15 protein-coding genes and 1 other RNA gene are annotated in these 17,991 nt (G+C 62.4%); 4 read left to right on the top strand and 12 right to left on the bottom strand.

The features are described 5' to 3' along the window. Positions 1–60: 60 nt before the first annotated feature. From METAC_RS0111965 to METAC_RS0111950, 4 genes are all read right to left on the bottom strand, one after another. On the bottom strand, positions 61–885 hold the full coding sequence (locus METAC_RS0111965; protein ID WP_026607215.1) for a uroporphyrinogen-III synthase: 825 nt from the start codon (positions 883–885) through the stop codon (positions 61–63). 255 nt (positions 886–1,140) lie between these two features. Next, positions 1,141–2,415, bottom strand: a complete 1,275-nt coding sequence (locus METAC_RS23375; protein ID WP_051335543.1) for a S53 family peptidase — start codon at positions 2,413–2,415, stop codon at positions 1,141–1,143. A gap of 233 nt (positions 2,416–2,648) precedes the next feature. Beyond that, entirely contained in the window at positions 2,649–3,245 is a 597-nt protein-coding gene (gene pth / locus METAC_RS0111955) for an aminoacyl-tRNA hydrolase (protein ID WP_026607214.1), read from the bottom strand. Positions 3,246–3,321: 76 nt separating this feature from the next. Further along, a complete protein-coding gene (locus METAC_RS0111950; protein ID WP_026607213.1) occupies positions 3,322–4,005 on the bottom strand; it encodes a 50S ribosomal protein L25/general stress protein Ctc in 684 nt (227 codons plus the stop codon). 203 nt (positions 4,006–4,208) lie between these two features. Here METAC_RS0111950 and METAC_RS0111945 point away from each other — a divergent pair, with 203 nt between their 5' ends. The 4 genes from METAC_RS0111945 (at position 4,209) to ruvB (ending at position 9,931) form a co-directional block, all read left to right on the top strand. Beyond that, on the top strand, positions 4,209–6,014 hold the full coding sequence (locus METAC_RS0111945) for a chloride channel protein (protein ID WP_051335542.1): 1,806 nt from the start codon (positions 4,209–4,211) through the stop codon (positions 6,012–6,014). A 297-nt stretch (positions 6,015–6,311) separates the two neighbouring features. Further along, the gene (locus METAC_RS23370) at positions 6,312–7,193 is read left to right on the top strand and encodes a hypothetical protein (RefSeq protein ID WP_051335541.1); all 882 of its coding nucleotides are present in this window, start codon (positions 6,312–6,314) and stop codon (positions 7,191–7,193) included. Between the two features lie 525 nt (positions 7,194–7,718). Further along, positions 7,719–8,627: a 2OG-Fe(II) oxygenase gene (locus tag METAC_RS0111925; protein WP_026607211.1), complete on the top strand. Its 909-nt coding sequence runs from the start codon at positions 7,719–7,721 to the stop codon at positions 8,625–8,627. Between the two features lie 251 nt (positions 8,628–8,878). Next, positions 8,879–9,931 carry a Holliday junction branch migration DNA helicase RuvB gene (ruvB, locus tag METAC_RS0111920; RefSeq protein ID WP_026607210.1) on the top strand — a complete coding sequence of 351 codons (1,053 nt, stop codon included), beginning with the start codon at positions 8,879–8,881 and terminating at the stop codon, positions 9,929–9,931. Between the two features lie 144 nt (positions 9,932–10,075). On the opposite strand, the gene METAC_RS0111915 is transcribed toward ruvB, so the two are convergent. The 8 genes from METAC_RS0111915 to METAC_RS0111885 form a co-directional block, all read right to left on the bottom strand. Further along, positions 10,076–11,509, bottom strand: a complete 1,434-nt coding sequence (locus tag METAC_RS0111915) for an IS1182 family transposase (RefSeq protein ID WP_026607209.1) — start codon at positions 11,507–11,509, stop codon at positions 10,076–10,078. Between the two features lie 218 nt (positions 11,510–11,727). Next, a complete protein-coding gene (locus METAC_RS0111910) occupies positions 11,728–12,567 on the bottom strand; it encodes a hypothetical protein (protein ID WP_156898202.1) in 840 nt (279 codons plus the stop codon). 490 nt (positions 12,568–13,057) lie between these two features. Beyond that, complete coding sequence (locus METAC_RS0111905) at positions 13,058–15,151, bottom strand: membrane protein (RefSeq protein WP_026607207.1); 2,094 nt, start codon at positions 15,149–15,151, stop codon at positions 13,058–13,060. Between the two features lie 152 nt (positions 15,152–15,303). Then, entirely contained in the window at positions 15,304–16,146 is an 843-nt protein-coding gene (locus tag METAC_RS0111900; RefSeq protein WP_026607206.1) for a TIGR00282 family metallophosphoesterase, read from the bottom strand. Between the two features lie 85 nt (positions 16,147–16,231). Further along, entirely contained in the window at positions 16,232–16,825 is a 594-nt protein-coding gene (locus tag METAC_RS0111895) for a 5-formyltetrahydrofolate cyclo-ligase (RefSeq protein WP_026607205.1), read from the bottom strand. Between the two features lie 30 nt (positions 16,826–16,855). Next, a non-coding RNA gene (gene ssrS, locus METAC_RS25860) (6S RNA) lies at positions 16,856–17,010 on the bottom strand. Positions 17,011–17,100: 90 nt separating this feature from the next. Beyond that, the gene (locus METAC_RS0111890; protein WP_026607204.1) at positions 17,101–17,472 is read right to left on the bottom strand and encodes a cell division protein ZapA; all 372 of its coding nucleotides are present in this window, start codon (positions 17,470–17,472) and stop codon (positions 17,101–17,103) included. Between the two features lie 151 nt (positions 17,473–17,623). Beyond that, complete coding sequence (locus tag METAC_RS0111885; RefSeq protein WP_026607203.1) at positions 17,624–17,914, bottom strand: DUF4164 domain-containing protein; 291 nt, start codon at positions 17,912–17,914, stop codon at positions 17,624–17,626. Positions 17,915–17,991 lie beyond the last annotated feature (77 nt).

Here is a 17,991-nt window from a genome sequence, read left to right as displayed (position 1 = left end):
GGAGACGGCTGGCGCGCGCCGGCGGCCGAAGCGCGGGGCTGTCGCCAATGGGAAATATGCTCAAGTGCGTCGGCCCGCCCAGCTCTCGGCGATGGCGCGGACGAGCGGCCTGAGATGAAAGCTGGCCTCCGGGCGCAGAATATTGGTCGCCCCATAGGCGCGCAAAGTCTCCTCGACGACGGGTCCGACCGCGGCAATTCTTACGCGAGTCAACGCTTCACGCAATTCTGTTTCGAGGCCGGATTCGCGCGCGACCTCGATCAATCGCTCGACTTGAGGCGAGCTGGTGAAGGCGACAAAGTCAATGGCGCCGGAGGCGAGCGCGCGAATTGCGTCTGCGACCTGTGCGGAATCGGTTTGTGTTGCGTAGCGATAGGGCGTCACAGGATGCGCGGCGGCGCCGCGCGCGCGTAAGCTGGCCAGCAAGGGAAGGCCGCCCTCACCGGGGTAAAGCTGGACGCCGAACGACCGTCCGGCGATGTCTTCAGACGAAAGCGCGACGAGCACGCCCTGCGACGTCGGCTCGGCTGCGGCGCAGTCCGGTTCGAGCCCGAGCTCACGGAGCGCGCGGGCGGGCTTGGGGCCCCGCGTGATCTTGCGCGCCCGGCCTAGCGCGGCGACGAAGGCCTCCCTGCGACCGGCGCGTTCCGCGATCGCCAGGAGACGGCGCAGCCCTTCGCCCGTCAAAAAAATCACCTCGTCGAATGTTCCAGCGACGAGCCGTTCGATCCAGGCTTCGGCTTCGGCGGGATTTTCGAGGTCGAGGATGTTGAGGAGGGGGCAACGTGAGGCCGTCGCGCCTTCGGCCTCCAGCATGGAGCAAAAAAGGTCGAGCTCCCGGCTTTCCGGCACAAGAATGGTCGAGCCGACGAGTGCGCCCGTCATGTCAGGCACCCACCGCCGCCGGCCTGGTCTTGGCCGCGCGCCGCAGAGATTTGGAGACTCCAGGACCTACAATCGATGCTGGCGGCCATGAGGATTCCGATGTTTACGAAAGTGACGTCAGCTGGCTGCTTCGCACTAAAGCCGCGACGATGGAAGCCAAAGTACGTTCCGAACAAGATGGTCGATTTTTTGATATTTGGGAATAACTCGCCAACTCATTAGGTCAGGAGTTGTCGCCGCGTGCGGCCATGGCTCCTACTGATAGGCGAACCCCTTGGGCGAGCCGACGCCGAGGCAAAGGTTCCAGCTTGTAGTCGCGGTATAGGCCGCTTGCGGTCCGCAATATCCGGTCGTCGCGGCTGTGAAATTCGCGGCGTTAGCAGCGCTGTTCTGATAGATCGCCTGCAGCTCCAGCGCGCTCGAGGCGTAGAAATGACCCGACGCGTTCACAATGCCCGCGACCAGCGGCGCGGCGACGCTGGTCCCGCCGACGACCAGCCAGCCGCCATTGCCGCTGTCATAGACCCAAACGCCGGTGCTCGGGTCCGCGACCGCCGCAATGTCGGGCACGCCGCGAGCCGATCCGACCGTTCCCGAGACCGAAGCCTGGTAGGCGGGGCGCGCTACATAGGCGCTGAGCCCGCCGCCGGCGTCGGCCCACGAGGCGTGGTGCAGGAAGGTCATCGTCCCCAGTTGGCGGGAAAGGCTCGTGCCGCCCACGGCGACGACATTCGCCGAGGACGAGGGCCATTGCACGCCTGGAGAATCGCCGGTCGAGGCGAAAAAGGTCACGCCGGACCGCGAGAAATGGGAATCGTAGGCGGTCTGGCCATTAAATTCGGAGCCGCCCCAGCTCATGGAGACTTCGCCGCCGCCGGCGGCCGCGACAAGCTGGGCCGCCTTATCCACCGCCGCGAGAAGATCGCTGAGCGACGCCGAGGCGGCCTCGACGAGGTAGATCTTGGCTTTTGGCGCAGTGGCGTGAGCCATCTCGATGTCGAGCGCCATCTCGAGCTCCCAGCCGGAGTCGATGGCGGGTTGCTGTCCCGCAGCGAAAACGACCTGAAAATTGGCGGCTGTCGGCGCCGGAAGGCCGAAGCGCGAGCTGAAATAAGCCAAGTCCGATAAAGCGTTGGGGTAGTGGTAAGCGTCGACGATTGCGATCGCGCGGCTTCCGCCGTTTGGAACGGCTGATACTGTATTAGGATTGCAGCCAGCGGTCGCGGTGACGAGACCATAGATACAGGCGAGCGAGGCCGGCGTTTCAAAATTCAAGCCTGAGTAAGGCGGGCCATAGGCGGCGGGGCTCTGCGCGTGGGCGCTCGACGAAACAAAAAACCGTACATTCGTATGCATCCGGAGCCCCTTGTCGTCAGCTTGGACAAGGCTCGAATTCGGAATGACGATGGAGCCGGCGTTGCGGGCCGGGATCGACTGAGCGCCGTGCATCAGATTCGCCGCCGGCTCGGCGTGAGCCGGAAAGCCTGCGACGAATGCGGCCGCAGCCGCAAAATAAATGGCTTGCGTCATCGTGTCCTCCCCCTTGAAACGCGGTTTCGGCCGACTTTCTAACTCGGCTGCGTAAAAGTCTTATGCAAGATATCGATAAAATTAGGCGCCTGCCACAAGCTCGCCTCGGAGGCGCGACCGCGGAACCGGCGAGAGTCAAGCCAAGAGGCGCCGGCCGCAGGCCGCGTCCGCATGCGCGATGATGGCCACGCCGATGCTGACGGAAACCGACTTATGTCTTTCCGTCGCCGCGTTCAGAAAAGTCGATTTCCGCCGAGCCCGGCCGATTCCATGGCGTGATGGAGTCTGTTCTGGAAGTTTTCGTCCTCGCCTTTGGCGAGAAGCGTGGCATTGGCTGCGATGGAGATGCAGAGAGCCTCGACCCATGCCTCCTCGCTCTTCGCGAAGTCGCCGAGGACGTAATTATGGACGAGAGCCTTGTCGCCAGGATGGCCGATGCCGATGCGGACGCGGCGGTATTCGTTGCCGATATGCGCCGTCACCGACTTCAGGCCGTTATGGCCGGCGTTGCCGCCGCCCTTCTTGACCCTGACCTTTCCGGGCGCGAGGTCGAGGTCGTCATGAAAAACGACGACGTCGCCGGGATCGATTTTGAAATAACGCACGGCGTCGCCGACAGCGCGGCCCGACTGGTTCATATAAGTTTCGGGCTTGAGCAAGAGCACGCGCTCTCCGGCGAGCGCTATCTCGCTGACGAGGCTTTGGAAACGGGAGCGAAAAACGGGCGCGTCTGACGCGCGGGCGATGGCGTCGACCGCCATGAAGCCGATATTATGGCGGTTTCCGGCGTAGGCTTTGCCGAGATTGCCGAGGCCGACGAAAAGAAGCATGACGTCCGCTCAACGGCAGGCGCGAAGACGCGCTGGACAAGGGCCCGCTTCACGCAAGAAGCGGGCCCTCGCCGGATTATTTTTTGGGCTTCGGCGCAGCCTTGGCGGCCGGCGCGGCCTTTGCCGCCGGAGCACCCTTGCCGCCTTTGCCTGCGGCGGCCGCAGCGGCGGCTGCTCCCGGCTCTTCGGGCGCGGCGATGGGCGGCGCGATCGACGCGATGGTAAAATCACGGTCGCGTTGCGTCGGCTTGCAGCCATCCGGCAGCGGAACCGCCGAAATATGCAATGACTCGTTGATTTCGAGCTTGCCGAGGTCGGCGACGATCGCGTCCGGAATTGCGTCGGCCGGCACGCGCATCTCGACTGAATGGCGCACGATGTTCAAGAGGCCGCCCTTCTTAATCCCGGGGCAGGTCTCCTGGTTGATGAAATGCACCGGAACGTCGACGCGCAAGGTCGCGCCCGCCTTAAGCCTCAGGAAATCGACATGGAGCGGCTGGTCCTTGACCGGGTCGAGCTGGTAGTCGCGCGGGATGACCCGCTGCTTCGCGCCGTCGACCTCCAGCTCAAAGATCGTCGTCAGGAAGTGCCCGGCGTAAATCAGCTTGTTCAATTCGCGATAATCCAGCGCGATCGGCTCGGGAGCGTCGCCCCCGCCATAGATCACGCCGGGAATCCGGCCTTCACGGCGTACGCTGCGGGCGGCCCCCTTGCCTGTCCCGCTGCGCGCCGCGGCCGTGAGAGTTTTCATCTCGGCCATCGTGGCGCCTCTTCATAGGTTTTCATGAAAAACTTCGCGCGCCCGCGCCTCCAGGGGTGTCGGAAGGGACGCGCCCGTGCTTATAACGACGCCGGCGCCAGGGCGCAACGGGCTGATCGGCGCGCGGCGTCGGCTCGGACTTTTGGCGTCGCCGCGGCCGGCTGACGCGTCGCGGCAATCTCGAGGCGGGATCTTCAGCTGGAATGACCATCGTCGAACGCGCCAGCTCCAAGATCAGCCTCGCGCTTCAAGATGCGGCGTGGCTCCGCGCCCTCGTCCGGCGCGGCGAATTCGGCCTCATTGGGCTCGCGCTTCTCGCAGGCATGGCGGCGGGGGGCTTCGTCGCCGTCATTTCCAGCGCGTCTGCGGCTGTGCATTACCTTGCATTCGGACATCACCAGCTCAGCAATCTCGCGGCTCTGGAAGGACCGGCGCAGGCCCTGGCGCCGGCCGTCGGCGGCCTTGTTCTCGGCCTCAGCGGGCTCCTCATCCTCGGGCGCAGGCCACGCCGCCCGGTCGATCCGATCGAAGCCAATGCGCTCCATGGCGGCCGGATGTCGATCCGCGACAGCCTCGTCATTTCGGTTCAGACGGTGATCTCGAACGGCTTTGGAGCGTCGGTCGGGCTGGAGGCGGCCTATACGCAGATGAGCTCCGGTTTCGCCTCCTGGCTCGGCTGCGTCTTCCGCCTGCGCCGCGCCGACATGCGCATGCTCGTCGCCTGCGGGTCGGCCGGCGCAATCGCGGCCGCATTCGGCGCGCCGCTGACGGGGGCCTTCTACGCTTTCGAGCTCATCCTCGGCACTTACACGCCCTTCGCTCTTGCTCCGGTCGGGGTCGCCGCAATCGGCGGAATCCTTGTCTCCCGTTGGCTCGGGCTGACTGGCGCCTTCATGGGGAAGGTCGCGGCGGCCTCGACTTTGACCGAGGCGGATCTCCTCCCTCTGCTTATTCTCGGGATCATTTGCGCCGCTTTCGGCATCGCCATCATGCGATCGGTGAAACTGGTCGAGTCCTTGTTTTCCTGGTCCGGCCTGCCCAGCGCCGTTCGGCCGGCGATCGGCGGATTGATCGTTGGAGGCCTCGCTTTCGGCGCCCCGCAAGCGCTGGGCTCCGGCCATAGCGCTTTGTTCGACCTGCTCTTCGGCGCGGGGCCGCCGGCGGCGGGCGTCATAATGGCGGCGCTCGTCCTAAAATCCGTCGCCTCCGCCATCTCGATCGGCTCGGGCTTCCGCGGCGGCCTTTTCTTCGCGTCGCTTTTCCTCGGCGGCTTGACCGGCAGGCTCTACGCGCACGGGCTCGGCTTGATCGGCCCCGCGCTCGTACCTGACGCCTGGGTCTGCGCGGTCGTCGGAATGGCCGCCTTCGCGGTCGCCATCGTCGGCGGGCCCATGACCATGAGCTTTCTGGCGCTCGAGACCACCGGCGACGTCCCCCTGAGCCTCATGCTGCTCGGCGTCTCGACGATCGTCTCAGTCATCGTTCGCCGCGCTTTCGGCTACTCCTTCGCGACCTGGCGTCTGCATCTCCGGGGCGAATCGATTCGCAGCGCCCAGGACGTCGGCTGGATTCGCGATTTGACGGTCGCCGGCCTGATGCGCACGGATCTCGCCTCGGCGCCCGCCGATCTTCCCATCGCGGAATTCGTCGCGCGTTTTCCGCTGGGCTCCGCCCAATGGGTCGCTGCGGTCGATCCCTCCGGGCGCTATGCCGGTCTTATTTTCTTGCCGGACGCGCATCTTGCGGATCGGGAGGCCGATGCGGGCCGCGCGGCGGTTGCTCAGGTCGCGCGCTTTCCGGATCGCACGCTCACGCCCGACATGAACATCATGGCCGCGGCTCAGGCTTTCGAGAACAGCGAGGCCGAGGCCCTGGCTGTCGTCGACAATGATGACGATCGGCGCGTGCTCGGCCTGCTGACCGAAGCGCATGTCCTGCGCCGCTACACAGAAGAGCTCGACAAGGCGAGGCGCAATCTCTCCGGCGAAGCTTGGGCCGCCGACGCCTGAGAGCGCATTCGAAAACGCATCGCCTCGCTCGAAAATGCTCCGGGCCTAGTCTCCGCGGAAGGCCTCCAGGCTGAGATCTGGCGTGCTCAGGCGTGAAACGCTTGTCATTAGACGTGTGGCGGGTTAACCCGATCTTAACTCGAACTGTAAAGCCAGCGATAGTTCAGATCATCGCAGGCGACTTAAATGAACTTGCGCGGGAAGGATGCTCCGATGCTTTATCGGTTGTATATATTCTTGAGGGATACAATCCGGAAATTTCCACTGTTGCACAATTTTGTGTGGAAATTACGAAAGTTGGTTTGGCGCCTCCAGAGTCTCGGCGAGCCCAAGCGGCCCATCGTCGAGGCAGGACCTATCCTCGCCGCGGCTCTGCGCGAAGGGCGCCCCTTGGCGGCGGGAAAGCTCGGATTCACCGAACTTTTGGCGCTGAACCATTTTCTGCAGCGAAGCGAGGCGCGCGCGCATCATCAGGAGCCCGCGCCCTATCCGCGCTACGCCTTCGAAACCCTCTACATCAATTCGGGCGTCTTTCCTCAAGACGACGAGTCCTATGATCGCTTCGGCGCGGTTTATCAGGCCGCGGTCGAAAACATCGACGTCTTGGTTTCCTGGGGGCTTGCGGGAGAAAACAAAATCTTCAACACGCTGGCGCGCAACGCGACGCTCGCGCATCGCGAAAGCTTTGAGGCCTATTTTTCGGACGATCCTTGGACCGCGAACCTCGAAGGCAAGCGCGTCATTGTCGTCTCGCCCTTCGTCGACACCATTCGACAGCAATATGCGCGGCGGACGCTGCTCTGGCAGGATCAGCGGGTGCTGCCGGAATTCACGCTTCTCACCATTCGCGCGCCATTCAGCGCGGGCCTCGTCCCGCCCAAGCATCCTGATTGGATCGCCGCCGTCAACGATCTCAAGGCGCAGATGGACGCTCTCGATTACGACGCGGTCTTGATCGGCGCCGGCGCCTTCTCCCTTCCGCTGGCCACCCACGCGAAGCTGCGCGGCAAGGTCGGCGTCCATTTGGGAGGGGTGCTCCAGATCCTGTTCGGCGTCTATGGCAATCGCTGGAAGGAAGACAAGCAATTTCAGCAGTTCTTCAACGACTATTGGGTGCGGCCGCAGCAAACCGAGACCCCGCAAGATGTCGATAAGAACGAAAACGCCTGCTATTGGTGACATGCTGCGCGGCCGTCGCGCCGCCTATAGGCCAAAAGGCCGCCAACTCGGGGGCCTCTCGTCCCTCGTGGAGCCATTTCATCCGAATTGGCTTCTCGCGGACCAGGCGGGGCAAATCATCAAAATGTTCCATGGCGGCCACGCATTGGGCTCGACCAATTGAGCGCAAGGGCCACGCAGAAAGGTCATGCGTAGAAAAAACTTAGCTCGCTTGGATCTGGACCAGAGATGCTGCGTCATTTCATCGCGCGACGTCAAGCCATGGTCAGAACGGCAATCTATTTCACAATACAGTCTGGACGCGATTGTATGAATTATCTATTATTAGCTTAGAAGTATTTTAATGTAAACGCTTGGTTATTATTGAACCTTTTGGCGACGCATGTCTTGCTAATCACGCGTTGGATGTTATGAAGCCTTGAATGCGCTGGCCTTCCCGAAATCGGAGATCGTCGGCGCTCGGCGTATTAAAGGGTTGGCCGCGTCGGGCGGCGATGGGCGGATGCATCCGCAGGAGGCTTTGGGATGCCGCAGGTTTTGAGATCGGATGCGCCCGCGATTTCGGCTGGGCGCGAGTCGCAGGTCGCGGGCGATCGCGTCATCATACGCGGCGTGACGCTCGGCCTCGACTCTCTGCTTAACCGGGAGCTTCTCGCGCCGGCCAGGGTGAAGGCCTTCAGCGAAGCTTTCAAGAGCAACGCGCCTTTTCCGCATCTCGCTTTCGAGGGCCTTTTCGCGCCGGAACTCCTGGAACTGATGCACGCGGAATTCGATAATCTGAATTGGAGCGATTGGCGGCGGTTCAACACGCAATATGAGCGCAAGCGCGGAACCCAGGCAAACACGCGCTTCGGACCGGCGACCCAACTCTATTTCAACACGATCCATTCCGGCGAGTTTGTCGATTTTCTCCAGGCTGTGACCGGCGTCGACTCGCTGCTGCCCGATCCGATGCTCCACGCCGGCGGCCTTCATGAGATCCCGCAAGGCGGCCGGTTCGCGATGCATATCGACTTCAACCAACACCCGCAGTCGAGGCTCGACAATCGGCTGGTGTTCATCACCTATTTGAACAAGGATTGGCTTTTGTCCTACGGCGGCGCGCTCGAGCTTCACAGCGTCGAGGATGAAAGCGTCAAGGTCGCAATTGAGCCCGTGTTCGGCCGGTCCGCGCTTTTCTACCATAGCTCCAAGAGCCTGCACGGCCATCCGGACCCGGTCAATGCGCCGGGCGGACGGACGCGCCGGTCCGCGGCGGCCTATTTCTATACCAATGGACGCGCCGACGGTGAAGGTTCGGATTTTCACACGACGCTGTTTCCAATGCCGGACCCACTCGTCAAAAACGCGAAATTGGCGGATTTCATTAAATATTTAACGCCGCCGGCCGCCATCGACGCCGTGCGCTGGCTCCGTAAAACCCTCAAGCGCTAGTGCATGGTCCGATAAGATCGTTCGGCCTTTTTGATTGGAATAGCTCCAGCTTATTGATTTTAAAAGAGGTTTTTGCGGTTTGACGAGTCCGTCCGTTGGAGCGGGCTTGCGCGGGCCGAGAGCCCCGGTTTACGCGACGGCGCCGGAGATCCTATAGTTTAGCGGCCGCGCGGGGCGATTCGCCGCCGCGCGCCGATCCGGCCGCGGCGCGCTGCTTCCGGCTCGTCTCGGCAGGAAGAAGGCCGCCGGTTTTGCCACTCGCTCCCAGCCGCCTCGTCACCGCGGAAAAACGCGACGACGACGCGGAGACCTCCTTGCGTCCGCTGCTGCTCGCCGATTTCACCGGCCAGGAGGCGGCGCGCGGCAATCTCAAGGTTTTCATCGAGGCCGCCAAGGCGCGCCGGGAGGCGCTCGACCATGTCCTGTTCTGGGGCCCGCCTGGCCTCGGCAAGACGACGCTCGCGCAGATCGTCGCGCGCGAGCTCGGCGTCAATTTCCGCTCGACCTCCGGGCCGGTCATCGCCAAGGCGGGCGATCTCGCAGCCCAACTCACCGCGCTCGAGGAGCGGGACGTGCTCTTCATCGACGAGATTCATCGCTTGAACCCGGCCGTCGAGGAAATCCTCTATCCGGCGATGGAGGATTTCCAGCTCGATCTCATCATCGGCGAAGGGCCGGGCGCGCGCTCGGTCAAGATCGACCTCGCCAAATTCACGCTGGTCGGCGCGACGACCAGGGCGGGGCTTTTGACGACGCCCTTGCGCGACCGTTTTGGGATTCCGATCCGGCTCGAATTCTATACGGTTGAGGAGTTGGAGCTGATCGTTCGGCGCAGCGCCCGCGTGCTCGCCATCGAGATTTCAGATGACGGCGCCAACGAAATCGCAAGGCGCGCGCGGGGAACGCCGCGGATCGCCGGGCGGCTTTTGCGCCGCGTGCGCGACTTCGCTCTGGTAGATAAGGAGCCGAAGGTCACCCGCAAAGTCGCCGATAAGGCGCTGCGGCTTCTCGACGTCGACGCGATCGGCCTCGACCTGATGGATCGACGCTATCTCGAGACGATCGCTATTTCCTTCAGCGGCGGCCCGGTCGGCATAGAGACGATCGCCGCGGCGCTGTCCGAGCCGCGCGACGCGATCGAGGATCTGATCGAGCCCTATCTGATCCAGAAGGGCTTCTTGCAGCGCACCCCACGCGGCAGGGTTTTGACCGGCCACGCCTTCCGCCATCTCGGATTGAAGGAGCCCGCGCGGGACGCCGCGCAGTTCGGGCTGTTCTCGGAGCCAGACGACGCGGCGGGGTGAAGCAAGTGTCGCAAAGCTCTTGGCGTCAGGTTAGTTTGAACTTCAGCTTTCGACCGAGGTCGTGTAAAAACGCGGTGTGTTCGCCGGCGATTATGACGGGCCGGACTTTCCGGTAATTGAAGGCAGACCGATTGAACCGAGCGATTACGCCCGCATCGCCTCAAGCAGCGGTCCGACGCCGAAGATCCGGATCATTCTTTTTATGTTATACGCCAGAATGTGAAAGCTCATCTCAGTTCGCACCTTTTCGAGGGTCTTGGTGAGGAAGTGCGCGCTTCCCATCCATGATTTCAGGGTGCCGAAGGGGTGCTCGACGGTCTGCCTGCGGATCAGCATGGCGTCTGGCCGATGTTCAAGGCGGGCTTGCATTTTTTCGAGGACGCCTTCGTGACGCCAGCGCTTGAGCCTTTTGAGTTTGTCCGGCGTGCACTTCGGCTTGAGGGAGCAAGTGAAGCACGCGGTCAGATGACGGTAATGGTCGATGTCGTTCTTTCGATCTGATCGCACGATCCCCTTGGTCAGTGTTTGTCCTGCCGGGCAGATGTAGTGATCCTTCTCAGCATCGTAGGTGAAGACATGGCGGGAGAAGAAACCACCTTCGCTCGTCCACTCGGTCTTGGGAACGCAGGGGAGAACGCCAGTTCCCTCACACGCCAGAACCTGCTCGCCGTTGAAATAGCCGCGATCGGCCAGCGCCGTGACCTCCTCGCAGCCCATCGCTTCCTGCGCCTTGAGCGCCATGGGCGCGAGCTGGGTTCTGTCGTGGCCCAGGTTGATCACCTCGTGCGCGACGATCAGATGATGCTCCGCATCGACCGCGGTCTGCACGTTGTAGCCGACCACGCCTGTGCCCCGGCCGCTTGTAGCCATTGAACGGGCGTCGGGATCGGTCAGCGACACCTGTTTGTCAGGCGCATCCTGAACCTGTTGCTCCATCGCCTTGAGAGCCTGCATCTGCCGCCGCAGGCCGGCGATCTTGTCTTTGATGCGGCGGGTCTTGGCTTCGGCGATGTCGCTCTCTTCGCGGTCAGCTCGATCGAGGGTCGTCAGATAGCGTGCGATGCTGGCGTCCACCTGCTCCATGCGCTTGGCGACCTTCGTCAGCGTGAAGTTCTTGTCTCGGTTGTTGACCGCTTTGAACTTGCTGCCGTCGATCGCCACGATCGCCTTGGTGAACAGGTTAAGCCGGCGGCAAAGCTCGATGAACTGACCGCACGCCGCTCTGATGGCTGGACCATTGTCGCGACGGAAGTTGGCGATGGTCTTGAAGTCCGGCGCCAAGCGTCCGGTGAGCCACATCAGCTCGATATTGCGCCGGGCCTCCCGTTCAAGGCGGCGGCTGGACTGGATCCGATTGAGATAGCCGTAGAGGTAGATCTTCAACAGCGTCGACGGATGATAGGCGGGCCGACCCGTCGCCGCCGGGCGAACGCCCTCGAAGCCAATCGCCCCGAGATCAAGCTCTTCAATGAAGACTTCGACCACCCGAACAGGGTTGTCCTCGGTCACGTAATCGTCGAGGGTCTCCGGCAATAAAAACGACTGCCGTCGGTCTTCACCTTCGACGAAACGCCCCATGACCCGCCCTCCGATGTCGAGCCGATTCAAGCAAATTCGAAAGCCTTTTTACACAGTCTGGAACCAACCTCGTCGTTCTAAGGCCAGCTTTCAATTCTCCAAAGCTGTCGATCTGGCTTCTCGTTGCTCTTGTGCCGTCAAATTATGATGCATCGGCTCACCCGCCCAAAGGCTAGCATTATCGCTGGTATGGCTTTTGATCTGGCGTCTTTGATCTTTCAGTTTGCTACCTTCCGCAGCACGTTTCTCTCGACGTCTTGAACCCACCTGCATGCGCCCACGCGTCCTCTTTGCCTAGCTAAGCCGTCAAGTTGTTTCATAGCATCCGTCGTGATTGCTTTTAACGTTTCTTCACCCATAGATTTAGCACATTGCCTGGACATCGCGAGAGCGTAATAACCTGCAGGGCTGTCCATATAGTTCTTTGAGCAATAGGTTGTGGCTCTTATAAAGACAGCATTGGCTTTCAACATATCAGGCTGACAGATCTTTTGATCGTCTGAGCTTTTCTTTTCTGCCATGCTCGGCTCATCGGACAGCCACGACATGGCTTCTGGTGTTATTTTGTAGTCTATGGCGATCCGAGCAAAATCGCGCGGATCAAAATTTTCCCACACGACCTTCCCATTTGTGGTTTGGTCGAACTTCCATGTGACGACCGTCATGTCTTGAGTCTTGCCGTATATATCATCGTATTTAGCGTTGATGGAAAAGGAGCAAACCGAAGACGGCTTCTCGTTATGGAATAAGCCTTCGGTTATGAGTTCTGCGTAGCGCTTTACGACGATGTAGATAAAGACCTGTTTGCGCCTCTGAGCATAGAAATCGGCCGAATAGTCACGGTTCAGCCACGCTTCTTTGAAGACGTCTAGCTTGCTGACAAATCCGCCGAAATCGATAGTGCCGGTAACGAGACATCCAGCACTGTTGATTGTTTTCGATGAGATCGACGCAAAGTCGAGCAGCGCGGAATAAGCTGCATTATCGTCCCTCGCAGCGAGAGCGTGTGTACAGTATAAAAGGCTTGATATCAAATTTACTATGATAAAACGAACCATTTGCATCGTCTTGTGCTTTCGAAACAAACGTTATGGCAATATTTCAACATAGAACCTGAAGAAGTCGGCTTCATCGTATATTTGACGCGATGACTCAAGCCGGGACTGTTCCTCCTGATCAGCAAGTTCAGGCTTTGCGCCCTGTACATTTCACCATTTTCAGCGAGACGCCCTACGGCGGCCGAAGATGCATAGGGCACGTCCTTCCTCGCGACCGTATCGATAATTCTCGCTTTGGTCGCCGATTAAACATAATTGACAGTCCAACCCAGCCGGACACCAAATTCAAACGCCGCCGATTCGCAAAGGTCGGTCTTTCATGGCAACGCCAAAGAGCACTGGACACGCCCCCCAGCCAGGTAGTCCGCACCCAGCCATCCCACGCCGTAGACAGAACGGCCGCTTTCCAAATTGCCGCCCCGGAAGCGGACTGGCGGAATCCCACCGACCGCGGAAATTTCACCCTGAGACGCTTCCAAGTTCCTGATCGTCAGGACATCCGTCCAGCGCCTCCGCGACCTTCGAAAACCCATGCGGCCAGAACGCCGCCGAGCAGCGCGGCGAGCCCCAAAACGCCGATGGCGAGCGGAATGAAGCCCACGCCTCGTACCTCGCTTGCGCCGGCGCGCTTGATCGCGGCGTAATCCGCGCCGCCATAGAGTGGGCTCTCACGCATGGCGACGATGCGCGGCAGGACGATGTCGCTTCCGGCGCCCGAAGCGATGCGCCGCACGACGCCGCCCGTCGCCTCGGCCAGGGGGCGCAGCTTCTCGGTGGTCGAGACCACGTCCTGAAACTCGCGTGGATTATCCGGTCCGACATTGGCGAGAACCGAGAGAACGCCGTCGCTCAGCCGGTAGAGGCCGAGCTCTTTGGCCTCGACGCTCGCGCGGGACACTCCCGGCTCGGCGGCGGTCAATTCCACGCTCCGCGCTTCGCCCGAAGGCGCCGTGACCGTGACCGGCGGGATCGTCGGAAGCAGGCTTTGCCGCTCGATTTCGATATGATGGCCGCGCACATTGGCGCGCAGCGCCTCTTCCTCGAGCTCCGGCTCCTTCATCAGCCAATGGGCGAGCCGGCGTAGGAGATCGAGATGCGGGCCGCCGCCTTCGAAGCCGCGCGCCCAGAGCCACATTTGATCGCTGAGGAGCAGCGCGATCCGGCCCTTGCCCTCGCGCGAGAGAACCAGCAGCGGTTTCTTGTCGGCGCCGTTGAGGACGCTCGTTCCGCGCACGACCTCCGCATTGACCTGGCGGAACCAGGGGCTCCAGGCGGGCGGGGCCTGCTCGCTTCCCGGCAGACCTCGGGTCACCGGATGTTTCGCGCCTTCGTCTGAAATGACGGCCCGGAAGGCGCGCTGAGTCAAGCCGCCGTCTGGGCGCGCCGGCGCAATGCGCCCGAGCGGCGAGAAAAACAATCCGTCCGGCCCGGCGAAATCCGGCCCGGCGGCGAGCAGAAGCGCGCCGCCTTCGCGGACATAATGGACGATATTGTCGAAATAGATGAGCGGCAGGACGCTTTGGTTCGAATAACGGTCGAAGACGATGAGGTCGAACTCGCCGATCTTGCGGCCGAACAGGTCCGCGGTTGGAAAGGCGATCAGCGACAATTCATTGATCGGCGTTCCGTCCTGTTTTTCCGGCGGGCGCAGGATGGTGAAATGGACCAGATCGACATTGGCGTCAGACTTTAGAATGTTGCGCCACATCCGCTCGCCGGCGTGCGGCTCGCCGGAGACGAGCAGGACCTTCAGCTTGTCGCGGACCCCTTCGATCGTCACCACCGCCTTGTTGTTGAGCGCGGTCAATTCGTCGGGGAGGGCGTCGACCGCGAGCTCGACGACATTCGGCCCGCCATGCTCGATCCCGACTGGGACGCGAAGGCGCTCGCCAGGCGCGGCGACAAGGGTTGCGATCTCGACCCCGTCGCGGCTGACGCGAAGCGTGACGGGTTCGCCGCCGCCGGCGGAATCGACGACCTTGAGTTCGATCGTTTGATCCTTGCCGACAATGCCGAAACGGGGCGCTTCGAGAAGCTCGATGCGGCGGTCGCGCTCGCCTTCATGGCCCGTGATCAGCGCGTGGAGCGGCGCCTTGAAGCCGAGAGCGTCGGCATTAGCAGGAATATCATGGACGAGCCCGTCGGTGATCATGAACACGGCGCCGATCCGCTCCGAGGGCGCGTCGGCGAGGCCGGCGTTCAACGCCGCGAAGAGGCGGGTGCCGTCGGCGTCCGCGTCAGCGCCCGCCTCGATCACGCGAAGATCGACATTGTTCAGCCCCGCCAAGGCTTTCTCGAGCGCCTCCTTGGCCTTCTCGGTCTGGTCCCGCCGCTCGCCGATCGTTTGGCTGCCGCTTTTATCGACGACGATCGCGACAATGTCTTTCAAGCCCGCTCGGTCTTCCCGCACCAGGGCCGGATCGGCGAGCGCCAGCAGCAGGAGCGCCAGGCCGAGCGTGCGCAGCAGAACGCCGCGCCGACCCGCATAGAGCCAGAGCGCGACAAGCAGGACGGCGATGACGCCGAAGCCGGCGAGGACTGGCCAGGGCAGAAGCGGCGTGAAGCTCAGGGAGAAGGCATTCATTCAGGCTCGAAAGTGTTGGCGCGGACCAATAGACCGATCCTCGGTTCGGCGCATGCTCGAAGGACCCGGAACCAATCAGTCAAAAATATTCTTATACGAGCTTATGGGTCCTTGCGCGGCATAAACATAAAGTGTTCCGCGTTCCGGGCCGGTCAGGCGACGACGGTCTGCGTGACGCTTTCCCAAAATTCGGGCCGCGCCTGGGCGAGCTTGCCGCCGACGCGCACGGGCGCGATCCGCGTCGCGAGACCATTCCGGCCGATCTCCACCGCGACGCCGCAAAGGGTGGCGGCGCCGCCGGCCGGCTCGAACCGCGCCGAGGGCAGCTTGGTGGTGAAGCGGCGGATCGGTTCGTCCTTCTCCATGCCGATCACTGAATCATAATCTCCAGTCATGCCGGCGTCGGTCATATAGCCGGAGCCATGCGGCAGGATCTGGTGATCGGCCGTCGGCACGTGGGTGTGGGTTCCGACGACGAGAGAGACCCGGCCGTCGACGAAATGGGCGAAGGCCTGTTTCTCGCTGGAGGCTTCGGCATGGAAGTCGATGACGGCGGCGTCGCAGCCTAATCCCAAGGGGCAGGCGCTGAGCTCGCGCTCGGCGGCGGCGAAAGGATCGTCCAGCGCGTCCATGAACACGCGGCCCATCAGATTGACGACGAGGACGCGGGCGCCGGCCGCTGTCTCGATGAGATTGGCGCCGCCGCCCGGAGCGCCGCTCGGATAGTTCAACGGCCGGATCAGGCGCGGCTGCCGCGCAATGAAGACGAGCGCTTCACGCTGGTCGAAGGCGTGATTGCCGAGCGTCACGCAATCCGCGCCGGCGTCGAGAAAATCGGCGCAGATCGATTCGGTGATGCCGAAGCCGCCGGCGGCGTTCTCGCCATTGACGATGACGCAATCGAGGCTCCAGGCGCGGCGCAAGTCCGGCAATTGCTCGACAAGGACGGCGCGGCCGGCGCGGCCGACGACGTCACCGATAAATAGAAGGCGCATGGCGTTGTCCGAGCGCGTGAGCGCGCCGCTGAAGCGGACGCGGGACCGCAATGATGAAATCGAGCGGCGAAATGGATCCCATCGTTCAAGACGCCACGTCAGAAGGCCGGCAATCGATCAATTCGCGCTCGGTCAGGACATAATCCAGTCGTTCATCATGCGCTTCATGGGGAACTTTCGGCAAGGCCTGGCTGGCGTAGGCGACGCCAACGGCGCAGATCCGCTTCATCGCCCGCAGCCGCGCGAGGGTGCGGTCATAAAAGCCCGCGCCATAGCCGATCCTATGGCCGCTTCGATCGAAGGCGGCGAGAGGCACGAAAAGAAGATCCGGATCGACCTCGGGCGCGCTCGCCAAGGGCTCCTCGATGGACATTTTGCCTTTCACGGTCGGATCGCCGGGCCGCCACTGGCGAAAGACGAGAGGGGCGTCGCGCGCGCCTGTCACGGGCAGGGCGGTCGTCACGCCATGCCGCGAGAGAGCCTCGAGCAGAGGCAGGGTCGAGGGCTCGTGCGGCAGGGCGAAATAGGCGGAAACAATGGGCGCCTGAAATCGGAGCGCGAGATCGCGTCCGGCGGTCGCGAGATGGGCGGCCAGAGCGGTCGCCGTCTCTGCGCTTTCCTCCGCCCGGCGCGACAGAGCTTGCGCCCGAAGGGCGGCTTTGCTGGCGGAAGACGGCATAGGGCTCGAAAATATGTGGGGAAAAATCAGCGCGGGGCCGCGATGGCCGTGGGACATCGATCCCGGGTACCTACAACGTAGGTGGGCGCCATGTGGCCGAGCCCACGGGCAAGGCCAGGGACAGCTCCCTTAGAGATCGATAAGGCCCCGGGAATACTGATCCAACACGAACCCCGCAGCTCCGCCGGATCAATTTAGGGTGCGTCGACGAAAAACGCTAGTGCGCGGAGTGGAAAACCCGTTGGAAAGACCCGCGGCGGGTCCGAAGGCGCGGGCTATTCGCTGCGGCCCGAGCCGTTCAGCTCATGCGTCATGCGCTCGATGCGCAATGCGGCCTCGTTCAGGGATTGGGCGACCCGATCGGCCCATTCGTCGTTTCGGCTGCTTCCTTGCGTGCTCTTGGCCTTGAGCTCGGCGAGCTCGGCCTGCAGCGCGGTCGCGCGCTGGCGCTCTTCAGCCAGCTCGTCGGCGAGGGTGATCGCCGCCATGACGGTGAGCCGCTGATCGCCGATCTCGCCGAAGCGCTGGCGCATGCTCTTGATCTTGCCGTCGACCGTGCGGGCAAGCTCGTCGAGATGTTCCTCTTCGCCTTCGTCGCAAGCGACGCGGTAGACGCGGCCTGCGATCGTCACCGCGACTTGCGCCATGGCGTCGCCTCCTCGGGTCGTTGGCGGCGGATCGCGCGCTTGCAGGCAAGCGCGACGTCATTTAGCAATTTTAAGAAGCGAAAGTAAAACGCGCCGAGCGCTTTCCCAAAAAGAACAAGCGCTTTCCCATGGAGAAACTGCCGATCGGCGTTCAGCCTCCGCGCGTATCCGCGCCCGCCAGGACGGCCTTGATTGATGCGTTGACGGTTTTCAGCCGGCGCGAGACGTCTTCATTCGTCAATTCGAGCGCGTTCATCCGCGCGATCGCGCCGTCGAGCTCGACCGCGAGGCGGGAGCGGTCGTCCTGCAGGACGGTCAGTTCTTCCTCCAAATTGGCGCGCAGAGCGTCGGCGCGCACGCGGCGCTCGCCCGCCGCCTCGAGCTGATCGAGCGCCGCGGCGAGCCTCCTGATAGAGGATTCGAGACGATCAAGCGCAGTCATTTTCGTCCTGATGTCTGGTTGAGGTCACGTCAAACGCCCTGAATGGAGCGCCGGCTTAGAAATGCTTCAGATCGTCG

The sequence above is a fragment of the Methylocapsa acidiphila B2 genome, assembly GCF_000427445.1.
Taxonomy (GTDB): domain Bacteria; phylum Pseudomonadota; class Alphaproteobacteria; order Rhizobiales; family Beijerinckiaceae; genus Methylocapsa; species Methylocapsa acidiphila.
Note: the sequence above shows the minus strand (reverse complement) of the source record. Positions and strands in the feature narration are given on the sequence as shown.

Bases quoted from the DNA above. Each gene is read 5' to 3' on its own strand.
- METAC_RS0111965 (WP_026607215.1), bottom strand. From the start codon at position 885: ATGACGGGCGCACTCGTCGGCTCGACCATTCTTGTGCCGGAAAGCCGG.
- METAC_RS23375 (WP_051335543.1), bottom strand. From the start codon at position 2,415: ATGACGCAAGCCATTTATTTTGCGGCTGCGGCCGCATTCGTCGCAGGC.
- pth (WP_026607214.1), bottom strand. From the start codon at position 3,245: ATGCTTCTTTTCGTCGGCCTCGGCAATCTCGGCAAAGCCTACGCCGGA.
- METAC_RS0111950 (WP_026607213.1), bottom strand. From the start codon at position 4,005: ATGGCCGAGATGAAAACTCTCACGGCCGCGGCGCGCAGCGGGACAGGC.
- METAC_RS0111945 (WP_051335542.1), top strand. From the start codon at position 4,209: ATGACCATCGTCGAACGCGCCAGCTCCAAGATCAGCCTCGCGCTTCAA.
- METAC_RS0111925 (WP_026607211.1), top strand. From the start codon at position 7,719: ATGCCGCAGGTTTTGAGATCGGATGCGCCCGCGATTTCGGCTGGGCGC.
- METAC_RS0111915 (WP_026607209.1), bottom strand. From the start codon at position 11,509: ATGGGGCGTTTCGTCGAAGGTGAAGACCGACGGCAGTCGTTTTTATTG.
- METAC_RS0111910 (WP_156898202.1), bottom strand. From the start codon at position 12,567: ATGGTTCGTTTTATCATAGTAAATTTGATATCAAGCCTTTTATACTGT.
- METAC_RS0111905 (WP_026607207.1), bottom strand. From the start codon at position 15,151: ATGAATGCCTTCTCCCTGAGCTTCACGCCGCTTCTGCCCTGGCCAGTC.
- METAC_RS0111900 (WP_026607206.1), bottom strand. From the start codon at position 16,146: ATGCGCCTTCTATTTATCGGTGACGTCGTCGGCCGCGCCGGCCGCGCC.
- METAC_RS0111895 (WP_026607205.1), bottom strand. From the start codon at position 16,825: ATGCCGTCTTCCGCCAGCAAAGCCGCCCTTCGGGCGCAAGCTCTGTCG.
- METAC_RS0111890 (WP_026607204.1), bottom strand. From the start codon at position 17,472: ATGGCGCAAGTCGCGGTGACGATCGCAGGCCGCGTCTACCGCGTCGCT.
- METAC_RS0111885 (WP_026607203.1), bottom strand. From the start codon at position 17,914: ATGACTGCGCTTGATCGTCTCGAATCCTCTATCAGGAGGCTCGCCGCG.